Origin of the sequence: Anabaena sp. CCY 9613, assembly GCF_963920895.1 — a bacterium.
Taxonomy (GTDB): Bacteria; Cyanobacteriota; Cyanobacteriia; order Cyanobacteriales; family Nostocaceae; genus Cyanocohniella.
In genome coordinates this window covers 203,362-229,466 of record NZ_CAWUDE010000006.1, presented here as the reverse complement: position 1 = coordinate 229,466, position 26,105 = coordinate 203,362, and the positions used below count along the sequence as shown (strand labels likewise).

21 protein-coding genes and 1 pseudogene are annotated in these 26,105 nt (G+C 42.0%); 12 read left to right on the top strand and 10 right to left on the bottom strand.

What is annotated here, in order from left to right; all coding sequences use genetic code 11:
- Positions 1–592: 592 nt before the first annotated feature.
- Entirely contained in the window at positions 593–1,435 is an 843-nt protein-coding gene (locus ACM0OT_RS09690; protein WP_414564159.1) for a hypothetical protein, read from the top strand.
- Positions 1,436–1,513: 78 nt separating this feature from the next.
- Here ACM0OT_RS09690 and clpP read toward each other — a convergent pair whose 3' ends face one another.
- A complete protein-coding gene (gene clpP, locus ACM0OT_RS09685; RefSeq protein ID WP_414545979.1) occupies positions 1,514–2,125 on the bottom strand; it encodes an ATP-dependent Clp endopeptidase proteolytic subunit ClpP in 612 nt (203 codons plus the stop codon).
- 804 nt (positions 2,126–2,929) lie between these two features.
- On the opposite strand from clpP, the gene ACM0OT_RS09680 reads away from it, so the two are divergent.
- From ACM0OT_RS09680 to ACM0OT_RS09670, 3 genes and pseudogenes are all read left to right on the top strand, one after another.
- On the top strand, positions 2,930–4,987 hold the full coding sequence (locus ACM0OT_RS09680; protein WP_414564158.1) for a thioredoxin domain-containing protein: 2,058 nt from the start codon (positions 2,930–2,932) through the stop codon (positions 4,985–4,987).
- A 5-nt stretch (positions 4,988–4,992) separates the two neighbouring features.
- Positions 4,993–5,658, top strand: coding sequence for a molybdenum cofactor guanylyltransferase (locus ACM0OT_RS09675; protein WP_414564157.1), 666 nt, complete (start codon positions 4,993–4,995; stop codon positions 5,656–5,658).
- Between the two features lie 368 nt (positions 5,659–6,026).
- A pseudogene (locus tag ACM0OT_RS09670) lies at positions 6,027–6,784 on the top strand (ISL3 family transposase); the annotation flags it as partial.
- A gap of 3 nt (positions 6,785–6,787) precedes the next feature.
- Here ACM0OT_RS09670 and ACM0OT_RS09665 read toward each other — a convergent pair.
- From ACM0OT_RS09665 to ACM0OT_RS09655, 3 genes are all read right to left on the bottom strand, one after another.
- Positions 6,788–7,453, bottom strand: a complete 666-nt coding sequence (locus ACM0OT_RS09665) for a DUF2834 domain-containing protein (RefSeq protein WP_414564156.1) — start codon at positions 7,451–7,453, stop codon at positions 6,788–6,790.
- Between the two features lie 12 nt (positions 7,454–7,465).
- Positions 7,466–8,563, bottom strand: coding sequence for a heat-inducible transcriptional repressor HrcA (gene hrcA, locus ACM0OT_RS09660; protein WP_414564155.1), 1,098 nt, complete (start codon positions 8,561–8,563; stop codon positions 7,466–7,468).
- A 409-nt stretch (positions 8,564–8,972) separates the two neighbouring features.
- Positions 8,973–9,332 (bottom strand): rhodanese-like domain-containing protein, encoded by a 360-nt coding sequence (locus ACM0OT_RS09655; RefSeq protein WP_414542056.1) that lies wholly within the window; start codon positions 9,330–9,332, stop codon positions 8,973–8,975.
- Between the two features lie 195 nt (positions 9,333–9,527).
- Here ACM0OT_RS09655 and ACM0OT_RS09650 point away from each other — a divergent pair, with 195 nt between their 5' ends.
- Together ACM0OT_RS09650 and ACM0OT_RS09645 are read left to right on the top strand one after the other, a co-directional pair.
- Complete coding sequence (locus ACM0OT_RS09650) at positions 9,528–11,183, top strand: DUF3352 domain-containing protein (protein ID WP_414564154.1); 1,656 nt, start codon at positions 9,528–9,530, stop codon at positions 11,181–11,183.
- A gap of 404 nt (positions 11,184–11,587) precedes the next feature.
- Positions 11,588–11,851, top strand: coding sequence for a hypothetical protein (locus tag ACM0OT_RS09645; RefSeq protein ID WP_414542054.1), 264 nt, complete (start codon positions 11,588–11,590; stop codon positions 11,849–11,851).
- A 1-nt stretch (position 11,852) separates the two neighbouring features.
- Here ACM0OT_RS09645 and ggt read toward each other — a convergent pair whose 3' ends face one another.
- Entirely contained in the window at positions 11,853–13,619 is a 1,767-nt protein-coding gene (ggt, locus tag ACM0OT_RS09640; RefSeq protein ID WP_414564153.1) for a gamma-glutamyltransferase, read from the bottom strand.
- A 328-nt stretch (positions 13,620–13,947) separates the two neighbouring features.
- On the opposite strand from ggt, the gene ACM0OT_RS09635 reads away from it, so the two are divergent.
- Positions 13,948–14,457, top strand: coding sequence for a DUF29 family protein (locus tag ACM0OT_RS09635; protein ID WP_414564152.1), 510 nt, complete (start codon positions 13,948–13,950; stop codon positions 14,455–14,457).
- Positions 14,458–14,464: 7 nt separating this feature from the next.
- Here the strand turns inward: ACM0OT_RS09635 and ACM0OT_RS09630 are convergent, their stop codons facing one another.
- Together ACM0OT_RS09630 and ACM0OT_RS09625 are read right to left on the bottom strand one after the other, a co-directional pair.
- A complete protein-coding gene (locus tag ACM0OT_RS09630) occupies positions 14,465–15,040 on the bottom strand; it encodes a Uma2 family endonuclease (RefSeq protein ID WP_414564151.1) in 576 nt (191 codons plus the stop codon).
- 83 nt (positions 15,041–15,123) lie between these two features.
- Positions 15,124–16,545: an NADP-dependent isocitrate dehydrogenase gene (locus tag ACM0OT_RS09625; RefSeq protein ID WP_414564150.1), complete on the bottom strand. Its 1,422-nt coding sequence runs from the start codon at positions 16,543–16,545 to the stop codon at positions 15,124–15,126.
- A gap of 225 nt (positions 16,546–16,770) precedes the next feature.
- Between ACM0OT_RS09625 and ACM0OT_RS09620 the strand changes: the two genes are divergently transcribed.
- Both ACM0OT_RS09620 and ACM0OT_RS09615 read left to right on the top strand, forming a co-directional pair.
- A complete protein-coding gene (locus ACM0OT_RS09620; RefSeq protein WP_414564149.1) occupies positions 16,771–17,499 on the top strand; it encodes a GUN4 N-terminal ARM-like repeat domain-containing protein in 729 nt (242 codons plus the stop codon).
- A 72-nt stretch (positions 17,500–17,571) separates the two neighbouring features.
- Entirely contained in the window at positions 17,572–18,687 is a 1,116-nt protein-coding gene (locus ACM0OT_RS09615) for an ABC transporter ATP-binding protein (protein WP_414564148.1), read from the top strand.
- 20 nt (positions 18,688–18,707) lie between these two features.
- Here the strand turns inward: ACM0OT_RS09615 and ACM0OT_RS09610 are convergent, their stop codons facing one another.
- Positions 18,708–19,466: a hypothetical protein gene (locus ACM0OT_RS09610; protein WP_414564147.1), complete on the bottom strand. Its 759-nt coding sequence runs from the start codon at positions 19,464–19,466 to the stop codon at positions 18,708–18,710.
- A gap of 227 nt (positions 19,467–19,693) precedes the next feature.
- Positions 19,694–20,725 (bottom strand): S-methyl-5-thioribose-1-phosphate isomerase, encoded by a 1,032-nt coding sequence (mtnA, locus tag ACM0OT_RS09605; RefSeq protein WP_414564146.1) that lies wholly within the window; start codon positions 20,723–20,725, stop codon positions 19,694–19,696.
- A 113-nt stretch (positions 20,726–20,838) separates the two neighbouring features.
- Between mtnA and ACM0OT_RS09600 the strand changes: the two genes are divergently transcribed.
- Both ACM0OT_RS09600 and ACM0OT_RS09595 read left to right on the top strand, forming a co-directional pair.
- Positions 20,839–21,240, top strand: a complete 402-nt coding sequence (locus tag ACM0OT_RS09600) for a potassium channel family protein (RefSeq protein ID WP_414564145.1) — start codon at positions 20,839–20,841, stop codon at positions 21,238–21,240.
- Positions 21,237–22,745, top strand: a complete 1,509-nt coding sequence (locus ACM0OT_RS09595) for a TrkH family potassium uptake protein (protein ID WP_414564144.1) — start codon at positions 21,237–21,239, stop codon at positions 22,743–22,745. Before ACM0OT_RS09600 ends, ACM0OT_RS09595 begins: the two co-directional genes overlap by 4 nt.
- Here ACM0OT_RS09595 and ACM0OT_RS09590 read toward each other — a convergent pair.
- Positions 22,735–23,577, bottom strand: a complete 843-nt coding sequence (locus ACM0OT_RS09590) for a lysophospholipid acyltransferase family protein (RefSeq protein WP_414564143.1) — start codon at positions 23,575–23,577, stop codon at positions 22,735–22,737. The two genes, ACM0OT_RS09595 and ACM0OT_RS09590, sit on opposite strands and share 11 nt — an antisense overlap.
- A 1,052-nt stretch (positions 23,578–24,629) precedes the next feature.
- Here ACM0OT_RS09590 and ACM0OT_RS09585 point away from each other — a divergent pair.
- The gene (locus ACM0OT_RS09585) at positions 24,630–25,982 is read left to right on the top strand and encodes a TIGR00341 family protein (RefSeq protein WP_414564142.1); all 1,353 of its coding nucleotides are present in this window, start codon (positions 24,630–24,632) and stop codon (positions 25,980–25,982) included.
- Positions 25,983–26,105: the final 123 nt, after the last annotated feature.

Sequence of the window (26,105 nt, the reverse complement as noted above, 5' to 3'; positions counted from 1 at the left end):
TAATTTCAAAGTTCACATGAGTTTAATTTCCTTAAAGTAACCCAAACTTAATACAGTACGCCTGATGGCATGTGCCCTACTAGGTAATTGCGCTTAGGGTTTTTGAGAGGCTGGATTGGGATTACTCTCCACACTGCCCAAAAGCGCTATCAGGGTAAACTATAGATGTTTGATTGTTGAGCTTGAAGGTAATTTCACACCATGAGACTCTGATTTATCATAAGGACAAACTGCCCATAGACCCGATTTTCCCACATGTAGAATCGGTAACAATCGAGTAAGCAGTTTAGCAAGCAGTGAGGATGAACCTTATCTCCATTATTGTAGATTTAGAGCGTACTTCCAGGAAATAGTTCCGGATATAGAATTGGGTAATTAGTATAGCATTTAAGGGGTAACCACCTAGAGTTAGTTATCATTAAATAAAAATTGGAGCAACCAACGCCTACTGCTACAATCGGGACACAGTTGAGTGCTGAGTCCTGAGTTATCAGGGCTAAGTCAGAAAGAAACTTCTGTTTTTTTGTGAGAGACACAGGAAAAAGTAGTCTACTGTTTAGTACAGAACAGAGTTTAAATTGGTGGCAGTATTATGTTGGCTCAATTCCAGAGCTTATATCCCAACGGCAATATTATTTCGGAATTAGTCCAAATTTTTCAAGGAAAATATATTGTCCGGGTCAGTGTCCAAATTGAAAACGTAACCCGTGCTACTGGTATGGCTGGGGCTGAAACCGTAGAAGCAGCAGAAGACCAAGCCAGAAACCGAGCATTGATGGTTTTAGGAATCAGTAATTCTCCACAAACCTCGGTAGCATTTGCGAGAAAATCAACATCCCCAGTGCCGTTAAATCCTCCCTCCCCAACCACAAAGGTGGGATTAAATGAGCCGACCTATTCCCCGGTCATCGATGAAGACTTTGGCAGTAGTCCGTGGTCTAAGTCCAGTAGCAAAGAAATATCTTTACCGCCTGTCAATGAACAGAACATCAAACCAGAAACAGTCATCAGTGAAACTTACAAGCAGGATATAAATTCAGACTTGCCCATGACTGACAACAGGGAATCAGAATTTGATACCCCAGTAGAAAGCTGGGAAATGATGGCTGATAACCCACCAGAAAAGACAAACTTGTCAGAAAGTTTTACCAGCAACGTCACACCATTTACACCACGCAGTTATACCCCGCCAGAGAATGTGGCCACGCACACCGGGGGAGGAAAGAAAAAGAAGAAAAGCGAACCAGTAGATTTATCTGATGTCATTGCCAAAACCGATGTGGAACTTCAGCGCTTAGGCTGGACAGCAGAACAAGGACGAGAACATTTAATTAAAACCTACGGTAAGCGAGGACGCACTTTGCTAACCGAAGAAGAATTATATGGGTTTCTCAAATATCTGGAATCTCAGCCAGACCCAGTGGCGGGGTTTTGAGATGGGGACAGGGGAGGTAATTGTGGTAGAAGCCTAAATTCTTCCCCCTACTCCCTACTCCCTACTCCCTACTCCCATCTAATTATTGAGAACAGCAGCGGGACGACTACCCGCAGCGTGACGGTCAATCACTTGGTCAATTAAGCCATATTCCTGGGCTTCTTCTGGTGACATAAAGAAGTCGCGTTCGGTATCTTCAGCAATGCGCTCAATTGGTTGACCAGTATGTTCGGCTAAATATTCATTTAGTCGCCGCTTGTGGTACAAAATTTCCCGCGCCTGAATTTCAATATCAGTCGCTTGTCCTTGAGCGCCACCTAGAGGTTGATGAATCATAATCCGAGAATGGGGTAGACTCATCCGTTTACCCTTAGCACCTGCACTGAGGAGGAAAGCGCCCATACTGGCTGCTAGTCCAGTACAAATGGTACAGACGTCGGGGCGGATATGATTCATGGTGTCGAAAATGCCCATGCCAGCCATTACCGAACCACCAGGAGAATTAATATACATATAAATGTCTTTCTCCGCGTCTTCGGCATCCAAAAACAGCAGTTGGGCAACAATCAAATTTGCCAGGTTGCTATCGACCTGTTGTCCCAAAAAGATAATGCGCTCACGCAACAGTCGTGAGTAAATATCAAAGGCGCGTTCGCCTCGACCCGATTGTTCAACAACGATAGGAATCATGCAGCGTGCTTATAGCTATTTTATTTACATCTATCTTATCTATGTCAGCGGCTGATTGCTGTCCTCACCCAAAAGTCAATCAATCTATCATCTAATTGGCGGATGTAAAAAACGCCTTTGGGCACTTTTTATAGAGGAGCAACGTCTAAATATATATCTCCACACGGTTAGGGAGGCAAAATTTAAAATCTCTAGTGATGTTCACTATTAACCCTGTAGATATGCCCCGGTACGTTCACACCAATTTCTGGAATTAAATTTATTAAATAATTTGGATAATTTTTGATTTTGGTAGCGTAGTGAGCAGACTACGGGAAAAAAGTTTTTTTAGTAAACTTCTGTCAACTATTGGTAAATATTTAAATATTTTTTTAGTTTATTGTTGAGCAATTATCCGGTGCATTTTATCAATTCCGGTAAACCAATAGTACGGCGTGTATTTACAGTGATTCATCCTACTTGAAATGCTACTCACAGAAGGAGAACTGCCATGTTACAAAAACTTGTGCAAGCCGCCATCATTACCTTTTTACTGCACCTGATAGCAGGACTTAGCCCCGAGGCTAGAATGCAGATGAGGGCAACATCATCGACACCAGACACGCCAGCAACACTTGTCAGTTTGCTGTTAAGTCCTTTTAAGTAGTAGTTAGCTAGTTAATACGTAGGTTGACCAATCAATACTTTGATACCCTAATATCTAAGTCACTGGTCAATTTTCTGATGTTTATAGAGGTGGATCTCGGCTAAGACTCGGAGGAAAAGGCTAGACTGAGCAAAGAAGGCAACTATCTGTATAGAATTATGACTAATCGCCTTGCTGAAGCTCAGAGTCTCTATCTTCGTAAACACGCCGAAAACCCTATTGATTGGTGGTCTTGGTGTGATGAAGCTCTCGCAACTGCTAGGGGACAAAATAAACCTATCTTTCTTTCTATTGGTTATTCCAGTTGCCACTGGTGTACTGTCATGGAAGGTGAGGCTTTTTCTGATTCAGCAATAGCTGAGTATCTGAATGCCAATTTCCTGCCGATTAAAGTAGATAGAGAAGAAAGACCTGACCTTGACAGCATCTATATGCAGGCTTTGCAAATGATGAGTGGTCAAGGAGGTTGGCCCTTAAATGTCTTTTTATCTCCAGATGATTTAGTACCGTTTTACGCTGGAACTTACTTCCCTTTAGAAGCTCGCTATGGTCGTCCTGGCTTTTTACAAGTCTTGCAAGCCCTGCGCCGCTACTACGATACAGAAAAAGCAGATTTAAGCCAACGCAAAGCCATAATTATTGAATCGCTCCTCACCTCTGCGGTGTTGCAAAATAGTGCTGCACCAGAAGTTCAAGAACATGAATTACTCCAGCAAGGTTGGGAAACTAGCACGGGTATAATTACGCCCAATCAATCTGGTAATAGTTTTCCCATGATTCCCTATACAGAATTGGCATTGCGGGGAACTCGTTTTATGTTTCCGTCTCGTGATGATGGCAAGCAAATTTGCACTCAACGGGGACTAGATTTAGCTTTGGGAGGTATTTATGACCACGTGGGTGGAGGTTTTCACCGCTATACTGTTGATCCCACTTGGACAGTGCCTCATTTTGAAAAGATGCTCTATGACAATGGTCAGATTGTCGAGTATCTAGCGAATTTGTGGAGTCATAAAGTACAAGAACCAGCATTTGCACGGGCGGTAGCGGGTACTGTGGAATGGCTACAACGAGAAATGACTGCCCCAGAAGGTTATTTTTATGCAGCGCAAGATGCTGATAGTTTCACTAGCCCCACAGATGTGGAACCGGAAGAAGGAGCATTTTATGTCTGGAGTTACAGCGAACTAGAACAACTGTTAACGTCAGAGGAACTGACGGAATTACAACAACAGTTTACGGTAACTCCTCAGGGTAACTTTGAAGGTAAGAATGTTTTACAACGTCGCCATCCGGGAGAACTAAGTACCACATTGGAAACTGCATTGGGCAAGTTATTTGCGGCTCGTTATGGTGAAAAGCCAGAGTCACTGAAAACTTTTCCTCCGGCTAGCAACAATCAAGAAGCAAAAACTGTTAACTGGCCAGGGCGTATTCCTTCGGTGACTGATACGAAGATGATTGTGGCTTGGAATAGCTTGATGATTTCTGGGTTGGCTAGGGCCTCTGGTGTGTTTCAACAACCGTTATATGCGGAAATTGCCGCCAATGCAGCCAAGTTTATTTTAGAACATCAGTTTGTGGATGGACGTTTCCACCGACTCAACTATCAAGGACAACCGCATGTTTTAGCCCAGTCTGAAGATTACGCCTTTTTTATTAAAGCACTGCTGGATTTACAGGCTTGTGGCCCTGAGGAAGAATACTGGTTAGAAAAGGCGATCGCACTACAAACCGAATTTAATGAGTATCTCTGGAGTATAGAATTAGGTGGTTACTACAATACCGCCAGTGATGCCAGTCAAGATTTAATTGTGCGGGAACGCAGTTATGCTGATAATGCTACACCCTCAGCCAATGGAATTGCGATCGCTAACTTAGTTCGTCTGGCTTTACTTACAGATAATCTCCATTACCTTGATTTAGCCGAACAAGCATTAAAGGCGTTTAGTAGTGTAATGGGTAGCACTCCCCAAGCCTGTCCTAGCTTGTTTACAGCCTTAGATTGGTATCGTAATGCTACTTTGATTCGTAGTACTATTGACCAGATAATTCCTCTGATTCCCCAGTATTTGCCTGTTTCTGTGTTTTCTGTAATCTCAAATTTACCAGCAGGTAGTATTGGTTTAGTTTGCCAAGGTTTGCAGTGTCTAGAACCAGCAGCAAGTGACGAGCAATTGTTACAGCAAGTGCAGCAGAGTCAGATTAGGGCGTGAGGGAGATGGGGATAAATCATAGTTCCTTGAAGACTGAGGATTCAGGACTTTTAAGTGCTATTATTTTGGCGGGTGGTAAAAGTTCTCGTATGGGACAGGATAAGGCTTTGATGGCTGTTGAGGGAATACCGTTGTTGCAACGGATTTGTAGTGTTGCAGCTGATTGTGCCAAGACTATTTATATAGTCACCCCTTGGCCGGAACGGTATCAATACTTAGTTTTACCTCGTTGTCAATTTATCAAAGAAGTATCTTTGCTCTTAGATGACAAAAAAGCACAAAGCCAGAAAAATCAATCTCCCCAAACCCACGGGCCACTGGTAGGATTTGCCCAAGGGTTGGCGCAAGTACAAACAGATTGGGTGTTGCTGCTAGCTTGTGATTTGCCTCGATTACAGGTTGGGGTATTGCAGTCCTGGGCGGCTGAACTGGATAATGTAGATGATGAGGCGATTGCGGCTTTGGTGCAGCATACTCAAGGATGGGAACCTTTATGTGGCTTCTATCGCCGGCGCTGTTTACCGCTACTGTTAGATTTTATCAATCAAGGCGGGCGATCGTTTCAAAAGTGGTTGCATCAGCATCCTGTAAAAGTTTTGCCTTTCCCCGCGTCTGAGATGTTATTTAACTGTAATACCCCAGAAGATTGGGCTTTCATCTCCTCAAAATAATTCTGTATTTGACGATAAATTATCTATATTTGTGATCTATTCAACAATACTTTTGGGGAATATTACTATATATTAATTAAAGCTTTTCTAAATAAACCTTGTATAGACCCAGGCGAGTAGTGCAGCTAAATTTTCTGGATAGGATATTTGCTGACATTTTTACTCGCTTTTTCACATCTTACTATACAGCAAATAACATTATTGGCTCTCCCAGAGTAGTTATGTTAAACTAACATAAATAAATCAAACATAGCTTCTGTAATTAGCAGTCAATAGTGGTGGTAAAGTATGCAGGGAGAGCAAAACAAAACAAAATCATAATATAAAGCAAAAGAAAAATTAAATATAAAACTACTATTTTAATAAATATGCCATCTAATCCCCTACTTCATTTTATTACTAAAGTTATTAATATTGAAGATATCAAGGTTATTAATTACGACTTTATCACTGATGATGAAATCGTCATCGAAATTCAAAATCAGTCAAAACTTGGTCAATGTCCTCGCTGTGGAAACACCACCTCTAAAACGCATCAAAATCATTGGTATATCTCTGATCATATACCAATGAGTGATTATCAAGTATTTTTAAAAGTAAATCGTCGGCAACTAAAATGTACAGAATGTCAAAAAGTGTTTAGTGAAAAACTGTCTTTTGTAAAAACCAGAAGAACCTATACAAAAAGATTAGCAAACAAAGTAATGAAGGAAGTTTTAGAAACCGATGTAGAGAATGCAGCTATCAGAAATAGAATGACTTCATCTGAGATAGAAACAATATTAAAAGAATTGGAATCAGATTTACTAAAAGAAAAACCTAAACAGATAAAAAACAGATAAAAAAGTTAGGGATAGATGAAATTACGCAGTTGAAAGGAGGAAAAAATTATGCCGCAGTATTAGTAGATTTAGAAACAAGAAGACCAATAGCATTGTTAGAGAAAAGAAATAAAGCAATTATAGCGGAATACCTATCAAGTCTAGGTTCGAAGGTATTGAATCAAATAGAAGAAGTCAGTATAGATTTATGGGTACCTTATAAAAGTCTCATTCAAGAAATGATGCCTAATGCTCAAGTAGTAGCCGATAGGTTTCATGTCATGAAACAAATCAATCAGGAGTTAGTACTAGTCCAACTTACTAGGCGTCATTTCTACTTTTGCTGCTGATAGTGGTGGACGCAGACATAAATAAATTAAGGGGCCAAATAATGGAATTAAGGAGGTTAACCAGAAAATTGGCTGATTTTCCCAACCGCGACGTGCCATATCATCTCCTAGTAATGAGGGAAATAATAAACTCAGGAGACAGAAATCTAAACTCATGACATGGATGAAGCGGCTAGTTTGCCACTGCTGCACAAAATCGCCCCAATCGCCTTGTAAACCGTAAGCAACTAGAATCGCTGCGGCTATAGTCAAGACAACGCCAGTAATACGAGAATCTAGGAATTTGAGCAAGAGATTTTTTTGCCCAACAAACTCTTGATTGGGATTGCGGAGAATTAAATAAGGCAAAAGGGCAAAAGCACCAACGGCAAAAGCAGCAGTAGCGAAAGGCCAAGCTAGTATTTTTTGACTTCTACCATCAATAAATAATACTGCGCTGTAGATGAGAGGCCAGATGCCCATGACATTGAATAAGGCAATGACTAAGGGGTTAATACCTTGCCATTGTCCCAGAGATAGGTTTTGGATCAACTCGAATGTATTTGGTTGATCGGGAGGTGCAAAAATAAATGCATAAGTAATAAATCCTAGCCATAGCACCCCAAAAGTAATTTTTCTGAGCATCTTCTCCAGAAATTAACTAAAAGCTTCCGAGAGGTAATCAGCTGCTGCTGCTACAACTGCGATCGCACCTTCGTAATCTAGGCGTGTCGGCCCTAATACTCCCACACTTCCGACAGGTAGTAAACCCCGGCGATAGGTAGAAGAAATCAACGTGCAGGTGCGTATTGGCTCTAGTGGGTTTTCTGCGCCAATGCGAACGGTTACCCTGGACTTACCAGTCTCTTCTATTTCTGGTTCCTCAAAGATTAATCGCCATAGTTGGTCTTGTTCTTCTTCCAGCAGGTGGATAATTGTCTGTACTTGCTGTAATTGAGAAAATTCTGGCTGACGCAACACCTCGGCTACACCCCGAACCATAATTTGGGTCGTATTTGGTGCTAGAGTGCGTCGGGTTAATTCTGCAACTGAACTTTTCAAGAATTCGCCATAACGCTGGAACTCTTGATCTAATTCGCTCCAGTCTAGACTAGCTAATTCTAATAAACTCCGGCCCCGCAAGTGGGTATTCAAAAAGTTAGAGACAATTTGCAATTCATGATCTATCACCTCTGGATCTGGTTGTGTTTCTACATTCACGGGTGATAAATCCATCAATCTAGAATGGGTTTCGTAAGCATCCGTCACCACAATCAACATGATTCGTCCAACTTCAATTTGCATCAATTGCAAATGTCGCAAAGTTGCTGTGTTGGTTTGTGGCATGGTAATCAAGCTAATGCAACCACTCAAAGTTGCTAAAATCTGCGCTGCTCCTTGTAGTGTGGCTTCCAAACTCCAATCTTCCCATTGCAGACGCTGTTGTAGTGCTAGTTCTACTTCTTTAGTTAAAATTTCCGTGCGCGTAACATCTCGTAAAGAAGGTGTAATTAGCTGGTCAACATAAATGCGATAGCCTGAGTCCGACGGTACTCTGCCGGCGGATGTGTGTGGTTGGTAAAGTAACCCAGATTTCTCTAAGACACCCATGACATTGCGAATTGTCGCTGAACTCACACCTAGGTCGTACTCCTCGACCAACGCTTTTGAACCAACCGGCTCTGCCGTAGCGATGTAGTGACGTACCGTTGCCCAAAGTATATGCTGTTGTCGATTTGTCAACTGGACTTCCATAGGATATGTTTTGCTGAACGCAAATTTTAATCAAACTTTAAAAAAATTTGGGATTTGAAAGCCAAAAAGTTAAATAATAATTAATTAACATAGCAAGTTATGTAATTTTATTGTAGTTGCGAAAGGTAAAGTTCTGTGATTAGTGTTGCTATAGCTTGACTGTTGTTCACCAAGATAAGTTCGCTAGATCTAATGATTGGGAGTTTTTCCGTATTTTTGCAGCTTCTTTTCCAAAAAGCTGTATTTTATACTACTACTTTTTAGTAGAAGTTAATATATATAGCTTCAGTAAATGTACCCTGATATGCAGATTGAGGAGTTTTAACCCTAATAATTTCCTGAAATATTAGTGTATCAAAGATAGCGCTGTTGAGATGGTGTTACTATGACATCTCAACAATTTTGTTAGCTAATATTGGGGAACTGAAGAGTCAACTAATAGAGAATAGGCATCAATACCACCAGCAATATTTTTCACATTTGTGAAACCTTGAACCATTAACCACTGACACATTTGGGCAGAACGAATGCCGTGGTGACAAAGCACGAGGGTTTCCGCTTGGGGATTGAACATCGTCGGGACTTGATCGCCCCATTCCACAAATTCGCTCAGGGGTAAGTTAACAAAGCCTTCAATGCTAGCGATCGCTAATTCTTGCGGTTCGCGCACATCTACTAACTGAATAGTTGCATCATTAGAAGACAGACGTTGCGCCAGTTCCTCTACACTAATCTGAGTAATGGTTAGACCAGAAGGATTCCCTGTCATGCGTTTTTGGTAAACAACTTTATCTTCCTTATGGTGACAGAAAATTCTTCCCCTAGCATGAGCATCTATTACTAGGGGAGTAGGGAGTGGGGGGAAAGACTTTGCAGTATTACTGTAATCTTTTTTTTCTTCCTAGTCCCCACTTCCAACAAATGAGGCTTTCTGGTTAAATGGCTGTAAAACTGCTGGTTTAGTATGTCTAATGTAAGTAGTCAACGCTCATTATTTGGTTTCTTGGTTGCAGGGGCGATCGCTCTGTTAGTGGCGATGGCCGGTTTTTGGTTTTTCGCTAGAAGTCCGGCTAAATTGGCGTCTAATTCCCAGCCTGGTGCTGCCATATTTGTGTCGAAACTGGCTCCGGTGATGGTTTCTTTGCTGGCGAATCCTGATAGGTTACAGGCTTTGGAGCGTGAAGGAGAGTTATCTCAGCTCAAAACTAGTTTATTTGCTAAGAGTGGCATCGATTACAAACAAGATATTCAACCCTGGCTAGGAAATGAAATTACTCTTTCTGTGACTACCTTGGATATTGACCGCGATGCGGAAAATGGTAAGCAACCAGGGTATCTCATGGCGCTAGCCACCGATAAACCAGAGAAAAGCCGCGAGTTTTTAGATTTGTTGTTTTCTCGGCGGGTGTTATCTGGCGCCAACTTGGCTGTTGAACAATATGAAGGCGCAAAGCTGATTTATGACGATTTCCTACCACAGCAGGATGCACTTGCAGGTGCAGTTGTGGATGGCTTTGTGTTGTTTGCCAATGATCCTAAGGTGTTGCGAGATGCGATTAATAATGTCCAAGCGCCTGATCTGAATTTGAGTAGTTCTCCCCAATACCAAAAAGCTGTCGAAAAATTGCCCCAGTCAGCCTTTGCTACGACTTTTTTTAATCTGCCGATTTTGGCAGAATGGCAAGGTTTAGAATTACCCGAAGCCACCTATGATAGTCAAATTATTTCTTTGTCGTTGAACTCCCAGGGAGTGCTAGCAGAAACTAACTTTTTGACGAACTCGGAAATTCTACCTTTATCCCCAGCCTTAGATAAACCTGTAGGAGCATTAGAGTATATTCCTGCGGCTGCAAGTATGGTAATTGCTAGTTCTGATTTACAAAATTTGGGTAATAGTGATTTAGCCCAACTCTGGACACAAGCGAAAATAGTCGTATCTGGTTCTGGAACAGATATTATTTCCAGACTGGTACAACCATTGATAGAACTACAGAAAACCAAGGATATTAACTTAGCAGAAGATATATTTAGCTGGGTAAAAGGAGAATACGCCTTAGCATTGTTACCTCAAGAAGGACAAGGTAATCCTGATTGGGTTTTTGTGGTCGAAAGATTAGAAAATGTACCAGAAGGTATATCTCATTTAGATGCGATCGCTTCAGATCATGGGCTAAATATTAGTTCTTTTAACTTGAATCAACAAAAAATTTCTGCCTGGACGGAGTTAAAGGCGGCGACTCAACAAACCGATACCAAAAAACGCCCCACCTTCGCTATTGAGGCTAAAGTCCAAGGAGTACATACTACTCTGGGAAATTACGAAATTTTCGCCTCCAACTTGGAAACCTTAAACGAAGTAATTACAGCCAAGAAAAATTCCTTGATTAACGATCGCAATTTTCAAGACAGTATCGCGGCTATTCCCCAACCCAATCAAGGCTATATATATCTGGACTGGGAAAAAAGTCAAACTTTGTTAGAGCGTCAACTACCGATTCTCAAGCTAGTAGAAGTAGTTGGTAAACCAATTTTTAACAACCTGCGATCGCTTACTGTTAGCAGTTACGGTCATGAGACAGGATTGCTCAAAGGCGGTGTGTTATTCCGATTCCATAACTGATAAATTTTCTGGGAGGGAAAAATACGAGAAATATTTTTAGGAACTGGAAAAGTAGCTAATATCAGGAATTCACACTCTTGTAGCCAGCAAAACAAGCTTACTCACCCTGAGCCATATACCTAAAACGTAGTTATTGCTACATACACTAGCAATAACCACATATACCATTAGAAAAAACTTGCACTCAAACTAAGTTCAGGACAAATACTTGTTCTGCTGGTCGGTCTTGGCATTTCATTACCAGACAGGCAAATGATCTATCAGGAATTAAGTAATTGTGCTGTTTTAGTTAGTAGTTCTGCTCACACATACTAGGGAGATAAAAAATTATCCCACAAGGCCGAGGCAGGTATTGACAAAAATCTGTCATTATGCAAAATAAGCGAAACGCAAAGGAGTTTGCTATGCAGCGACAAATGTGCTGGTTATCTAAGTCCGGCAGTGATGGAGAGAAAATTTTGCATTTGCAAGCCTCACCTAATCAGCCTTGGCGACCCTACACAGCTTTTCCTCAATTTGCAGTACCAGATTATCAAATTCCTGGTGGATCTAAAGGTTGGGCAACTTATCAAAAACTTCTCAAAGCAGGCTGGACTCTAGTACATAGCGCACGGGCAAACGAATTTGGTAGCAGCAGCTATGTCGAATCAAGACTGCAAAATTCATAATTTACCAACCTCTGGGGAAACCTTCACCGCGAGGATCGGCGGCACCTTCTAAATTGCCATCTTTGGTGACAACGATCGCGTTAGCATTACCCCAAGAATTAATCTCCTTAATATTGTGTCCGCGACGGCGTAACTCTTGCAAAGTTAGTGCATCTAATCCCCAACGTTCCACACCTAAATTATCGGGTAACCACTGATGATGTATGCGGGAAACGGACACAGCTGCCCCAATATCCATTTCGTATTCCAGCACATTCAGGATAATTTGTAATACCTGAGTGATGATAGTGCTACCACCAGGAGTACCCACCGCCATCCGCAGGCGGCCATTCTCTGTGATTATTGTCGGAGTCATACTAGATAAAGGAGTTTTGCGAGGTGCGATCGCATTAGCTTCATTACCTATTAGACCAAAAGCATTCGGCACTCCTGGTGCAACAGCGAAGTCATCCATTTCGTTGTTGAGAATTATCCCTGTCCCCGGTGTAACGACATTTGCACCAAAGCCTAAGTTAATGGTGAATGTGAGACTGATAGCATTACGTTGTGCATCGACAACAGTTAAATGACTGGTTTCAGTAGATTCACTTTTAATGAGAGTGGGAATAGGGAATAGGGAGTTGGGAGTGGGGAAAGAGTTGAAATTTCCTGGCTGCACCTTAGATGCCGGTTTCGCCACTTCCATATCAATTTCTTGACGACGTTTTTGGGCATATTCTGGGCTGATTAGTTGTTGTACAGGGACTTTGACAAAATCGGGATCACCTAAATGTACTGAGCGATCAGCATAAGCAATCTTCATGGCTTCGATCATTAAATGCAAAGCATCGGGATGACGCCAACCTAAAGACTTGAAATCAGTTTCACCAATAATATTTAACATCTGCAATAAATGAACACCCCCCGATGAAGGTGGTGGCATTGAGCAGATTTTTGCTTGACGGAACTTTCCACACACAGGAGTCCGCCAAATTGGTCTATAAGCTTTGAGGTCTTCTAGGGTAATTAAACCACCATTTTTGGCCATATCAGAGGCGATCGCCCAAGCAATACCACCTGTGTAAAAACTTTGGGGATTGCGGGCAATTTCTGTTAAAGTCCTTGCCAAGTCATGCTGTACCAGTCTTTCTCCTGGTTGATAAAATTCATCGTTACGAGTAAAAATGTCCCGTGCTGCTGGATTGTCGAAAATTGGGTGTCTGGAAGACTCACTGACTTGTAGATAACGAGGAGAGAGAATCCGGCTGAGAATATAGCCATCTTTAGCTAAAGCGATGGCAGGTTTCATTACCTCTTGCCAAGGTAAATTACCATAACGACGATGCACTTCATACATACCTGCCACCGTCCCTGGTGTCGCCACCGCCAAATGACCATTGACACTTGCATTGGGACGCACCTTACCTGTTGCATCCAGATACATATCTTTTGTGGCCTTGATAGGTGCGCGTTCCCGAAAATCTAGCGCTTTGATTTCACCAGTTTCCCCAGAATGCATCAATAAAAATCCGCCACCGCCAATTCCTGCTGAAAAAGGCTCAACAACAGAAATAGCAAAAGTTGTAGCTACTGCTGCATCAATAGCATTACCACCCTGACGCAACATCGCAATTCCCACATCACTGGCGAGGGGATGTGCTGAAACCACCATTCCCTTTTGGCTGCGTAGAGGTACTGTAATAGTTGCTACTGCTGATTGGTTGCACAAGACAACACCGAAGGAAAAGACAGTGATAGCAATGCCTCGGTATCTACCAAAAATACTCATTTTATGATTTTGTGTAAGTAATTATTGATTACCTTAGATACTGTCGCCTTTTCTTTCTTTTTCAGCAAGCCCTAGTGGCGTGGCAAGGCTAAAATAGTGTATTAGATGTAGGTTGGGGAGCCACTCACGTGGGCGGGTTTCCCGACTTGAGTGAAGTGGCGTTTGACGTGGGAAACCCAACATCATTGACAGCCTTGGGTTTTGCAAAGCCTCAACTAGAATTTTTTTGCACTAATTTTGCGATGCGATGCGATCGCTCATAGCAAATAACAGCGAAATATCACCAGTAGCAGAGATTTAAGGCATTCCTTGATGAAGGTTCGTAAAAATGACACAGGAATTAACTGACCTCAGAAATAGCATTTTACAAGGACGTTACGCAGATGCTTTGGCAATTGTGGATGAGTTAGAGGGGATGAGTAAGCAAGCAGTTTTGCGTAATATACAGTCTTATGTAAATATCTTGTTAATTCATTTAATTAAAAATCAAATAGAACAGCGATTAACAAATTCTTGGATGGCATCTATTCGCAACTCAATCCGAGAAATTCAAAAACTGAATACCAAAGAAAATAAAACATCCTATTACGTCAATCAAGATGAATGGGAAATTTTGATATTAGAAGAAGTCATTGAAGATGCCATCTCTGATGCCAGCGTGGAAGTGATGAATGGCAAATATACGCGCTCGCAATTATCAGCAATTGTGAATAAAACCCAGGTCATAACTACAGCAATTCAATTTCTTGCTTTAACTTATGCTTATTCTGCCAAGGAATTACCAACAATTATGGATAATTATCTGAGTCAGTTACCTGGAGGAGAAATTTGGCGTTAGAAAATACCTAATAAGTTGATAAAGTTAAGCTAAATTCTGGCAAGACATTTTCACCAGACAACACTGTAGGCAAATCTTGCACTTCTACGTTTTTTCCTGAGCGATAAATTTCTACTTGCTGCTGTTGAGGGTTAATTAACCATCCCAAATTTACCCCTGCATCCATGTATTCCTGCATTTTCTGACGCAGAGTTGCTAAATCATCTGTAGCTGACCTTAATTCCATGACAAAATCTGGTGCTATGGGAGAAAATTTACGTTTTTGTTCAGGAGTAAGAGCTTCCCATCGTTCACGTTTTATCCACGCCGCATCAGGAGAACGGTCTGCACCATTAGGTAATTTAAATATAGTCGAAGAACTAAAAGTGTAGCCGAGTTTTGTTTGTCGATTCCAGATTCCCAAATCAATAATTAAATCGGCTTCTCGATTTCCGCTTTCTCCCCCCACAGGTGGCATAATAATTAATTCTCCGGTAGATGTCCGCTCAAATTTTAACTCCTGATTATTTTGGCATAGCTGATAAAACTGTTCGTCTGTGAGATCAACGGTGTTTAAGTTTAACTTAAAAGGACTAGTAATCATATAAATTACCTAGTTAATCATCGCTTTTTTCGCATTAACCTAATATTAGCGATAGGGCGGGATATTCCCACCCTAATCATCATTTATCCAAAATGTTTGATAATTGAGTCGGCAAATTCAGAACACTTTAAAGGCTCTACTGGTGGTTCTAGTAACCGGGCTAAATCATAGGTGACTTGACTACTAGCGATCGCCTGACCTAAACCTTTCTTTACTAGGTCTGCGGCTTCTTGCCAACCCATAAATTCCAGCATCATCACACCAGACAAAATCACTGAACCAGGATTAATCCGATCTAAGCCGGCGTGTTTGGGTGCGGTTCCGTGGGTAGCTTCAAATATGGCACAAGCATCGCCAATATTAGCCCCTGGCCCCATTCCTAAACCACCGACAATGGCCGCAGCCGCATCAGATAAATAATCACCGTTTAAGTTCATTGTCGCCAGAATCGAATACTCATCGGGTCTGGTTTGGATTTGTTGGAAAATACTGTCAGCAATCCGGTCATTGACCATGATTTTATCTTTCCACTGGCCATTACCGTGGGTTTCCCAAATTGAGTTGAGAACTGTTTCCACTTCCTGGACAATTTGCGCTTTTTTCTCTGGTGTCAAGGAATCATAACCAGGGTCAATCTCACGGGCATTATCTTCTGAGGAGATATCAGGATTTTTCTCTTTGTTACTTAAAATCCAAGATTCCCGTTCAGTAACGCATTCAGTGCGAAATTCACTGGTTACCAATTCATAACCCCAATCACGAAAAGCGCCTTCGGTGTACTTCATAATGTTGCCTTTATGCACCAAGGTCACTTGTTGCTTGTGTTTGGGTAACAGTAAGGCGTGTTTGATGGCGCGTCGCACTAAACGTTGAGAACCAGTTTTACTGATGGGTTTAATTCCAATACCCGCATCGAGGGGAATTTGTTTTTTGCCGTGTTCTGGGGTGGCGGGAATGAGTTCTTCGTTGAGGATTTTAATCAAGCGATCGCCGATTTCACTTCCCTGTTTCCACTCGATACCCAAATAAATATCTTCCGTATTTTCCCGATAAACAATTACATCTAGTTTTTCTGGGTTTTTGTGGGGCGAGGGTGTACCCGCATAATAGCGGCAAGGACGTACACAGGCATACAAATCAAAAATTTGCCGCAATGCTACATTTAAAGAACGAATCCCACCGCCGACGGGAGTAGTCAAGGGGCCTTTGATGGCTACACCATATTCTTTGATTGCCGTTAACGTATCCTGAGGTAAATACTGATACGTGCCGTATAAATCACAAGCCTCATCCCCAGCGTAAACCTTAAACCAACTAATTTGACGTTGATTATTGTATGCCTTGGCTACTGCTGCATCTAGCACTTTTTGGGTAGCAGGCCAAATATCAATACCTGTGCCATCGCCCCGAATAAAAGGGATAATTGGATTGTCAGGCACAATTGGCTCACCATTTTTAAAGGTGATTTTTGTTCCGGCTGTGGGGGGGATAATCTTGTCGTACATACTTCAAACACTCCTGAACGATACGCCGCCAGTCCAAAATTCTTTCTTTGACAGGCTTGCAGATTTTGCTATGTCTTTTGTTTACCTAGACACAAGGTGCAGATTTTTCCCTCATTCCCCTTGTACAGTATTTGGGGGTAAACTACTTTTCGCTATCAGTGCTTCACCTTGGAGAACAATCGATAGCCAATCACTTTTTCACTGAACGCTAACAAGAGTAATGGCATGACAGACCCAATGATTTTATCAGGCACTGCTAATGACATCGACTCCCTACGACAATCGTTAATCGCTGGGTCTCTTCAAGTCCAACAACAGATTATCCCACAGTTAGCTAACTTGGGTAATGAGGGATTAGATGTGTTGATGGAATTTTTACGGCAACGACGTGATCACCCAGCGACTTGGATCGATGGCAAAACTTATCAAGTCCTCTACAATTGCGATGCACCCCAAGTCAAAGAATTTCTGCAAACAGACTTCCCTGAAGGCATTGTACCTCTAAAATCAGAGTCAGGGATTAATTACAATCCCTTGCAACAGCTACTTGCTGTCCAGGACTTCCAAGCAGCCGATCGCATGACTATCCAAAATCTGTGTGAACTAGCAGGGCCAACGGCTGTACAAAGAAAATGGTTGTATTTTACTGAAGTAGAAAATGCACCAATTGTGGATTTACAAACTATTAACCACCTCTGGATAGTCCACTCCGAGGGCAAGTTTGGCTTTTCGGTGCAGCGCGAAATTTGGTTGAGTTTAGGCAAAAATTGGGATAATTTCTGGCCGAAAATTGGCTGGAAAAGCGGCAATAACTGGACGCGATACCCCAACCAGTTTACTTGGGATTTAAACGCCCCTAAAGGTCATTTACCCCTGTCTAATCAACTGCGGGGAGTGCGTGTGTTTGCTTCGTTGTTGTCTCACCCTGCTTGGTCTACGAGTGCAAAAAAATAATGAATGGTAATCTAAAAGGAGTTTACCCGCATCTATCTGCATAAATCGAATATTGAAGTTTGAAATCGGCTTATGGCAAAAGTTCAACTAGAAGAAATTAGACGTAAATTTAACAACGTCTCCGCCATCGAGGATATTACCTTTGAAATTCCCGATGGTGAGTTTTGGGTATTGGTGGGGCCATCGGGTTGTGGGAAGTCTACAATTTTACGCACCATCGCGGGCTTGGAATCTGCCACATCAGGTAATCTGTATATTGGCGATCGCCTAATGAATAATGTGCCGGCTAGACAACGGGATATTGCAATGGTATTCCAAAATTATGCTTTGTATCCGCACATGACGGTGGCGCAAAACATCGCTTTTGGGATGAAAATGCGGAAGGTTGACCAGAAGCTGATTCAAGAACGCATGGTGAAAGTGGCGCGATCGCTTTCTTTGGAACACCTACTAGATCGCAAACCCAAACAGCTTTCTGGAGGACAGCAACAACGGGTAGCATTAGGACGAGCCATCGCCCGTGAACCCCAAGTATTTTTACTAGATGAACCTCTGTCTAATTTAGATGCCCAGTTGCGCGATGATACTAGAGCGGAGTTAAAACAGCTACATCACCAGTTAGGAATTACTACTATATATGTGACCCATGATCAAGTCGAAGCCATGACCTTGGCTGATAAAATTGTGGTGCTGGAACGGGGAAAAATTCAACAAATTGGTGATCCCCAAGGTATTTACGCGCGTCCGGCTAATCGCATGGTGGCAACTTTTTTGGGGAATCCTCCCATGAATATTTTGCCTGCAATTTATCAAAATAATGTGTTTGATGTGAATGGCCAGTCATTGAATGTTCCACCTGCGGTGAGGGAAAATGTGCAGTTACGTCAAGGTCAAACTTTTGATTTGGGGATTCGTCCCGAACATATTTATATTGACGAACCACACAGACAAGGAGAACATAAAGAGGGTAATTTAGGAGGGTTAACGGTTGAGGTGCAGGTGGTGGAACCTCTAGGAAGGGAGACTTTGATTCGTGCTAGTGTACCGGGTTTGACTTCGGTGTTGAATATTCAAACTAATGCCAATGTCCGGCCTCGTCCAGGCGATCGCTTGTCTCTACAATTAGATTTAAGTCAGTTGTTTGTGTTTGATCCTAAAACTGGTGATCGAATTTCGCCTTTAGATTAGCGATAGTCGTGTCAACAAATTTAACTAGTAGGCACAAGTTTAAATCCTGTAGCATTCAGGATTTCCGTGTCGCCTTTTTTGACAATGAGGGTGGGAGAAGCATTACCATCTTCTGTCATCGCTTGTGACCAAATATAGCGATAATCTCCATTCACCCAACCTGTAAAACATGTACCATCCCGACAGGTGACTTTCCCACCTTTTAAATCTAGACAATTGCCTTTGACATCACATCCTTTATAAGTCAGATTCCCTGTATTATTAACTCCTGTCCAAGAATCTCTATTACCAATGGTGATTGTCCATTTCCCATTGCTGAGGGTTTGTGAGTTGCTAGCTGCGGGTTTATTTGATGATTTCTCATTCAAAATTTCCATACTGGCAATAATAGATTCTTGGCGACTTTTGCCACATGGTTCAATACTTTCGCAATCATTCAAGGAAGCAATTTCATAAGAAGCGCGGACTTTCTTATTTAAATATTTTTCTGATTCAGCACAAATTTCAAATGATGCACCTACATGATGTTCAATTCCTTGTTCATCTACTATGGTGGCGTAGCAGATAATATCGCCTGTTACCAATTCTGTGACTGTACCAATTTGTGGTTGTTTATTGGCAACTGGTTGAACTTGATTATTAGTAGTCTGGGGGGGTGTAGTGTTTTCTGGTGTAGGTTGCAGCTGATTTTGGGTAACCGTATCAGTTGGCGAATTACCACAACTCGTAATTCCGATTGAGCAAATAATTAACACAATAGCCGGAATTAGCTTATTCATCTCTCTTTTTATGGTTTTGGTGTACTACAGCCCTTATGGGCATCGCTGCGCGCGGGCGGCTTGGTGATTCCCAATCTAAAATCCAAATATAGTCTGACTCTATAAACCAATACATGAACTGTATTGCTCTATAAACTACACACACCTAGCAAAAATTTCGTCCCAAGCCTGACCAAACAAGCCATTTTATCTTGTCTAATGACTATATAAGTGATTCAAGCTACTAATTACAACTGTAATTTTACTAACTCATCAGGAGGAAAAGCACCTTGTTCCGTAATTATGGCTGTAATCAACTCAGCCGGGGTAACATCAAAGGCTGGATTATAAAATTCCACCCCCAACGGTGTCAGCATAGTATCGCCGACTTGGTATATTTCCTCTGGGTTCCGCTCCTCAATAGGAATTTGACTACCATCAGCTAAATCAAAATCAATAGTAGATAGGGGAGCGGCTACATAAAAAGGAATATCATGGGCTTTAGCTGCGATCGCCACACTATAAGTACCAATTTTATTCGCAGTATCGCCATTGGCCGCAATGCGATCGGCACCCACAACTACAGCATGAATTAAACCCTGTTTCATGCAATGGGCAGCCATATTATCAGTAATTACCGTTACAGGAATCTTTTCTTGCACACATTCCCAAGCAGTCAGTTTGGCACCTTGTAAACGAGGACGGGTTTCATCAGCAAATACACGTTCTAACCGCCCTTCTCGCCAAGCAGAACGCACTACACCCAAAGCTGTACCATACCCAGCAGTTGCTAACGCCCCAGCGTTACAGTGGGTCAGGATAGTTAATTTTGCTGGTGTAGTGGGTAATACTGCCAACCCATAATCACCAATTGCTTGACAAGTTTGTAAATCCTCAGCATTGATGGCTTGGGCTGTTTGCAAGAGGTTTTGCTGAATTTCTGCTACTGTCCCTGGGGTTTCGTAGGCAGTTTTCATCATGCGACTAATTGCCCAAAATAAATTTACCGCTGTCGGGCGAGTGGAACGTAATAACTGAGCAACTTTTTCTAAGCCTTCCCAAAATTCATGCTTATCTGTTGTCTCGATTTCTCTCGCGCCCAGATACATCCCATAAGCCGCAGCTACACCAATGGCCGGCGCACCACGGACAATCATAGTTTTAATGGCTCTTGCCATATCCTCGCTACGGTGAATCTCTACTACAGCATATTCGTTGGGTAAACGGGTTTGGTCAATTAAAGTAACTGAATTGTTGTGCCAAATAACGGGGTAAATCATTGAGGAATTGGGCAGATGAGGACGATATTATAAGTATTATCAACCTACTAGGTTGTTGATGAAATATTTACCTTTGGTTGCGGTAACTTCCTACACTTCATGCAAATCGATCTATGAACTTGATTATTGTCGGTGCTAGTTCCAGAGGAATTGCTTTGGCAGAATTAGCGCTGCAAGACGGGCATAATGTGACAATTATTGACGCCTCAAAGAAGAAGGCACAAGCAGTGTTACAAAAATACAACGTCAAGGTATTTCACGCTGATATTGCTCAGGGAGGCATTTTAGATGAAGTAGGGACTGATCAAGCAGATGCTTTAATTGCTACAACTAGTGATGATTCAGCCAACCTTATGACTATGTTCCTCGGCAAAGAACGCCATATTTCCACACTGATTAGTATGGTTAATCACAAGGAACATCAGACATTGTTTGAAAAGTTGGGTGTTCATGTCATTGTAGACCCAGACATTATTATTGCCCGTTCTCTCTACAATTTGCTGCCACAAGCGTGAAGATTAAGCTTCCCTATTTCCATCCTGGTATTCAATCAATTTTGCACTATGTAGGTTTGTTACTACATGTACCAGGTATTATGGCTTTAGCTTCATTACCTGTGTGCATTTGGTTTGGCGAGTATGATGCTATTTGGCCATTCTTAGCAACTGCGATCGCGTCTGGCACTACTGGTCAATTCTTTTACCGTCTATTTCGTCACATTCAACCAATTCGTCTCCGTCATGCCATGTTGATTGCTGCCATTAGTTGGGCAATCATCCCACTTTTAGGAGCAATTCCATTTTGGGCGATGGCCATCAATGCTAATTTGCAAACATCGCCAACTGTACTTGAGTTTCAGCACTTGGATAATGCTCTTTTTGAAGCCTTCTCAGGATTTACTAGTACAGGGCTGACGGTAACACTACATGAAAATGAACTACCTCGGAGCTTGCAGTGGTGGCGTTCTTTTACACAATGGATTGGGGGCGTAGGCATAATTGTTTTGGTGCTTTCTGTGCTGGAACCTAGTACTGGATCTGATCAGCTTTATCGTTCCGAGGGACGACAACAGCACATTGGTTTGACTGTTAAGGAAACAGTGCGCCGCATTTGGTGGGTTTACCTAATTTACACTGGTTTAGGGATGATATTGCTGCACGTAGCCGGAATGCCTTGGTGGGATGCCATTAACCACGGTTTCACAGGCATTGCTACAGGTGGTTTTAGTATCCGTGATCAAAGTCTAGGTAGTTACAGTCCCATGATTCAGTTGGCTGTCATTCCCCTGATGATTACTGGAGCTATTAGTTTTCCTATCCACTACCAGTTAATCACTCAACGGCGCTTGTCTATACTTTGGCAAGATTCACAACATCGAGCTTTGTGGCTATTGTTGTTTTTAGGAGTGCTAGCGCTGTTATTAGAAACTTATTGGTTTAGTGGTACAGTGCTGTGGTTAGATTCCTTGTTTCAATGGGTTTCTGCTTTAGGAACCTGTGGCTTTGAAACTGTTGATTTAGATTCTTGGAGTCCTAGTAGCAAACTATTGTTGAGTTTGGCTATGGTTATCGGTGGGACAGCTGGTTCTACAGTAGGTGGACTGAAACTGCGGCGATTGGTAGTTTTTTACAAAGCAGTAATCTGGCGGTTTCGGCAACTTGACCTCAAACCCCATCAACTCATGCGCTATCAACTAGATAATAAAGTATTAACTGAATCCGCAGCCAATAATATGATCGCATCTGCTGCTGTTTTGGCTATCTTGTGGATAGGAGCCATCGCCCTGGGAGTTTTGATATTACTTCATCTTGTCCCTGAAGCTAGCTTGATTAATATAGTCTTTGAAACTGCTTCTGCTTTAGGAAGTGTCGGATTATCTGTAGGCATTACCGGGCCAGATTTACACTGGCTAGGTAAGCTGACGTTAATTGTGTTGATGTGGATGGGAAGATTGGAAATTATCCCTGTGTTAGTCTTGTTTTCTTCCTGGCTGGGCGCGTGGAATCAGATCAAGCATTAAGTTTGATTAAATGGTCTAACTCTTGCTGCATCTTCCTCACAACTAATTCATAACACTCATCGACATACAGGCGATCGCTTGCTGCTTCCCGACCATAGCGTGGGAAAATAATGGGTGGACAAACCCGTGTTTGAATGGGTACAGGTAAGGGAATATTGGGTAGTGGCCCCATTGCTAATCCCCAAGGTAACCCTAAATAAATCGGAAAAACTACGGGATCAATGCCAAATAGCCAAGGCATTCCCCATTCATGAAATTGCCGCAAAACATTATAAATGTCAGTCACCACATACAACGTATCGTGGGCACCATCAGAAATTACAGGTACAATGGGCACATTTTCTCGTAGCGCCAGCTTAATAAATGCTTTTCGTCCAGCAAAATAAATTTTATTCCGCAAATGATGCGGCCGGAAGGTATCTTCTGCGCCACCTGGATAGACAAGTAAACTAGCTCCAGCACGTAAAGCAGTATAAGCCATTTTTGGATGCGCTATGATTGCCCCAGTTTTGGCAGCCATTTGGGCTATTGGCGGGCTAACCTCCCATACTTTGGGATGCATGAGACCGTAGACAGGCCGCTCAACACCAAATCTGCGGAACCAGTCGTACATCATCATGATCATATCGGGGGCTGCCAGTCCTCCATTGTGAGAACCAACAAATAAGACTTTTTCGTGAGGTTGAATATGATGCCAGCCACTAGTTTGAACTCGAAAATAGTAATGATATAAAAAGCTCAAGAAGGGCATCATCGATTTGATGAACTTTGGATCTCTCTCATCTAGAGTCCAACCAAGTTTTGTGTTGCTTTTAAGTTGCGTTTGTAACATCCAGGCATCTGAACAAGGTTAGTGAAACTCTTACTACATCTCTTGTTGCGGTTTAAAGCATGATGACTTTACTGAGGAATACTGTTTTTAAAGCTATATTTCTCAACTAGTATCTGCGTAAACCACCAAGATTTGAGGGAAACTCTCTGGTTATTAGAGAGTGGGCAGGATAAAAACCCAAAATATGCCAGTCAATGCCTGGAATTTTCGGTTAAACTGCAAATTTTTATCAGTGTCTGATAGCAAAATTATAACTGTTTTGAGTTATTTTTCATACACACATTTATTTTGAATTTTGAATTTTGAATTGATTCATTCCCTAGTGGCATAGCATATATACAAAAAATAATTGTGATTTTTTTTACAGATTTACATATCTGAGTTTTATTATCAAAAATTTTGTGGAAACTACTCACATTAAAAAAATCTCTGTCTTGTCAGTCATTACAGCAGAATTAAACTTAGTTTTTTGATTTATTTCTAGTTGCCAAAATGGCAATTTATGAAAGTTCTGATGTGATATGTTGATAAGTATTACCGGAATTGCTTATGATTAAAACACTGAGTACAACATAAAATATTTGTGATTTTTGTATATATAATAAATTTTCCTGATAACCTATTAAATTTAATTTTTGCTATTTTAGATAGTTCAAGGTGTATTACCTCTTTCAAGCTATATCGGCGGGATCAAACCCGTCTTTTTTTTTAACTTTCACCCAACCATATTAGGCAGACAATAGAAATTCAAGTTTGAATGTAGTTTAAAATACCAAATTTAAGTAATATCAGTTTTTCGGGTATTTGGACACATCCTATGGGAAGATGACCAAGTAGGAAAATAATAGGTAAATTAGTCCGGGATGTTGTTATGCACTGGATTTATAGTGAGGTTTGGTGAAGAGCCAAGCCTCTTTTATTATTTTGATGAGACACCCCGAGCAATACAATCCTTTTTTTCTTCTCTAGTCCCTATATGGACAATCAAATCTTTCTTTGGGTAGTAGTGTTGTCGCCCCCTCAAGCAAGATGGTTAACGGTAGGAGGTGAAAATGCGTCAACTTATTATCCAAGTGCCGCGAGGAAACGGAAAAGCAGTTATTGAAATTGCTAAATCTCACAATGGCGCCAACCTGTCACGATTTGAAGGGAATGCAGACGAACCCATTGACGTGGTGATTATCCACGTTTCTAATCAAGAAGTTGGGAAAGTCCTAGAGGAATTGCAAGATTTACCCAAAGCACAAATTACTCTCATCCCCACGGGTGTAATGACTCTGCAACCCCCAGCGTCGGAAGCACCACAGCAGGTTGTAGATGTGGAGGAACGCAGCCCGATTGAGATTCTGCTCTCCGGTTTGCAAAGTGTTGGCTCTTGGCAAGGCTTTCTCGGTTATGCCGCACTCGCAGGCTTTGTCGTCTGGATTGGTTTGTATACTAATACACCTTATCTGCTGGTGGCAGCGATGCTGATTGCACCATTTGCAGGCCCGGCGATGAATACAGCAATTGCCACTGCATGGGGCGATCGCCAACTCCTGGGGCGGAGTATTCTTCGCTATTTTGCAGCTTTAGGGGTGACAATAGTCATAACTTGGCTACTTAGCCTGATATTACAGCAAGAAATTCCCACCTCTTTAATGCTAGATAATAGCCAAGTTTCAGCAGTGGCAGTAATTTTACCATTGGCAGCCGGAGCAGCAGGAGCGCTCAACTTAGTTCAATCAGAGCGGAGTAGTTTAGTATCTGGAGCCGCAACCGGAATGTTAGTTGCCGCTTCCTTAGCTCCACCTGCGGGAATTGTGGGTATGGCAAGTGCCGTTGGCAGATGGGATATGGTAATTTCGGGGGTGTTCTTACTGTTATTGCAACTATGCGGTATCAACTTTTCAGCAACGCTTGTGTTCCGATTATTTGGGCTGTCTGCCCAAGGAACTCGCTATCAGCGTGGTAAAAAACGGGTATTCGGCATTTCCTTGGTAATTACTGTCATCGCATTGGCAGGGTTGCTGAGTTGGCAGTTTCTTAATTCTCCTAATTTACAACGCTCTAGTCTTGCCCAACGTGCCAACGCTGAAGTTCAGAAAACTGTGGCACAAGTTGGTTTAGCAAAATTAGTCGAGTCAAATGTGCGCTTCACTCGTTCCGATATTGAAGATCAAGATACTCTGCTTTGTGTGGTTTATGTACAGCGTCAACCCCAAGTTACAGCTTCTGCTGAAGAAATTCGCGATCGCCTCACTCAATCAATTCAAACTCATTTATTGCAACAAGACTTTAACGTCACACCTTTAGTTGATGTGAATGTTCTAGAAACCCCAACTGTCAGAAGAGGCAGGGGAGCAGGGGAGCAGGGGAGCAGGGAACAAGGGGGAGAACAGGCTACAGCCAATAAAATCTTTTAGGGAAAATCTTTTAGGGTAATACCATAGCGCCTGGATATCCACACCGTGAGAATGCAGCAGCCACGCGTTAAGCTGGGTAAAAGTAGCTTTTTATTGCACTTTTGATCTCCAAATTAGCTGATT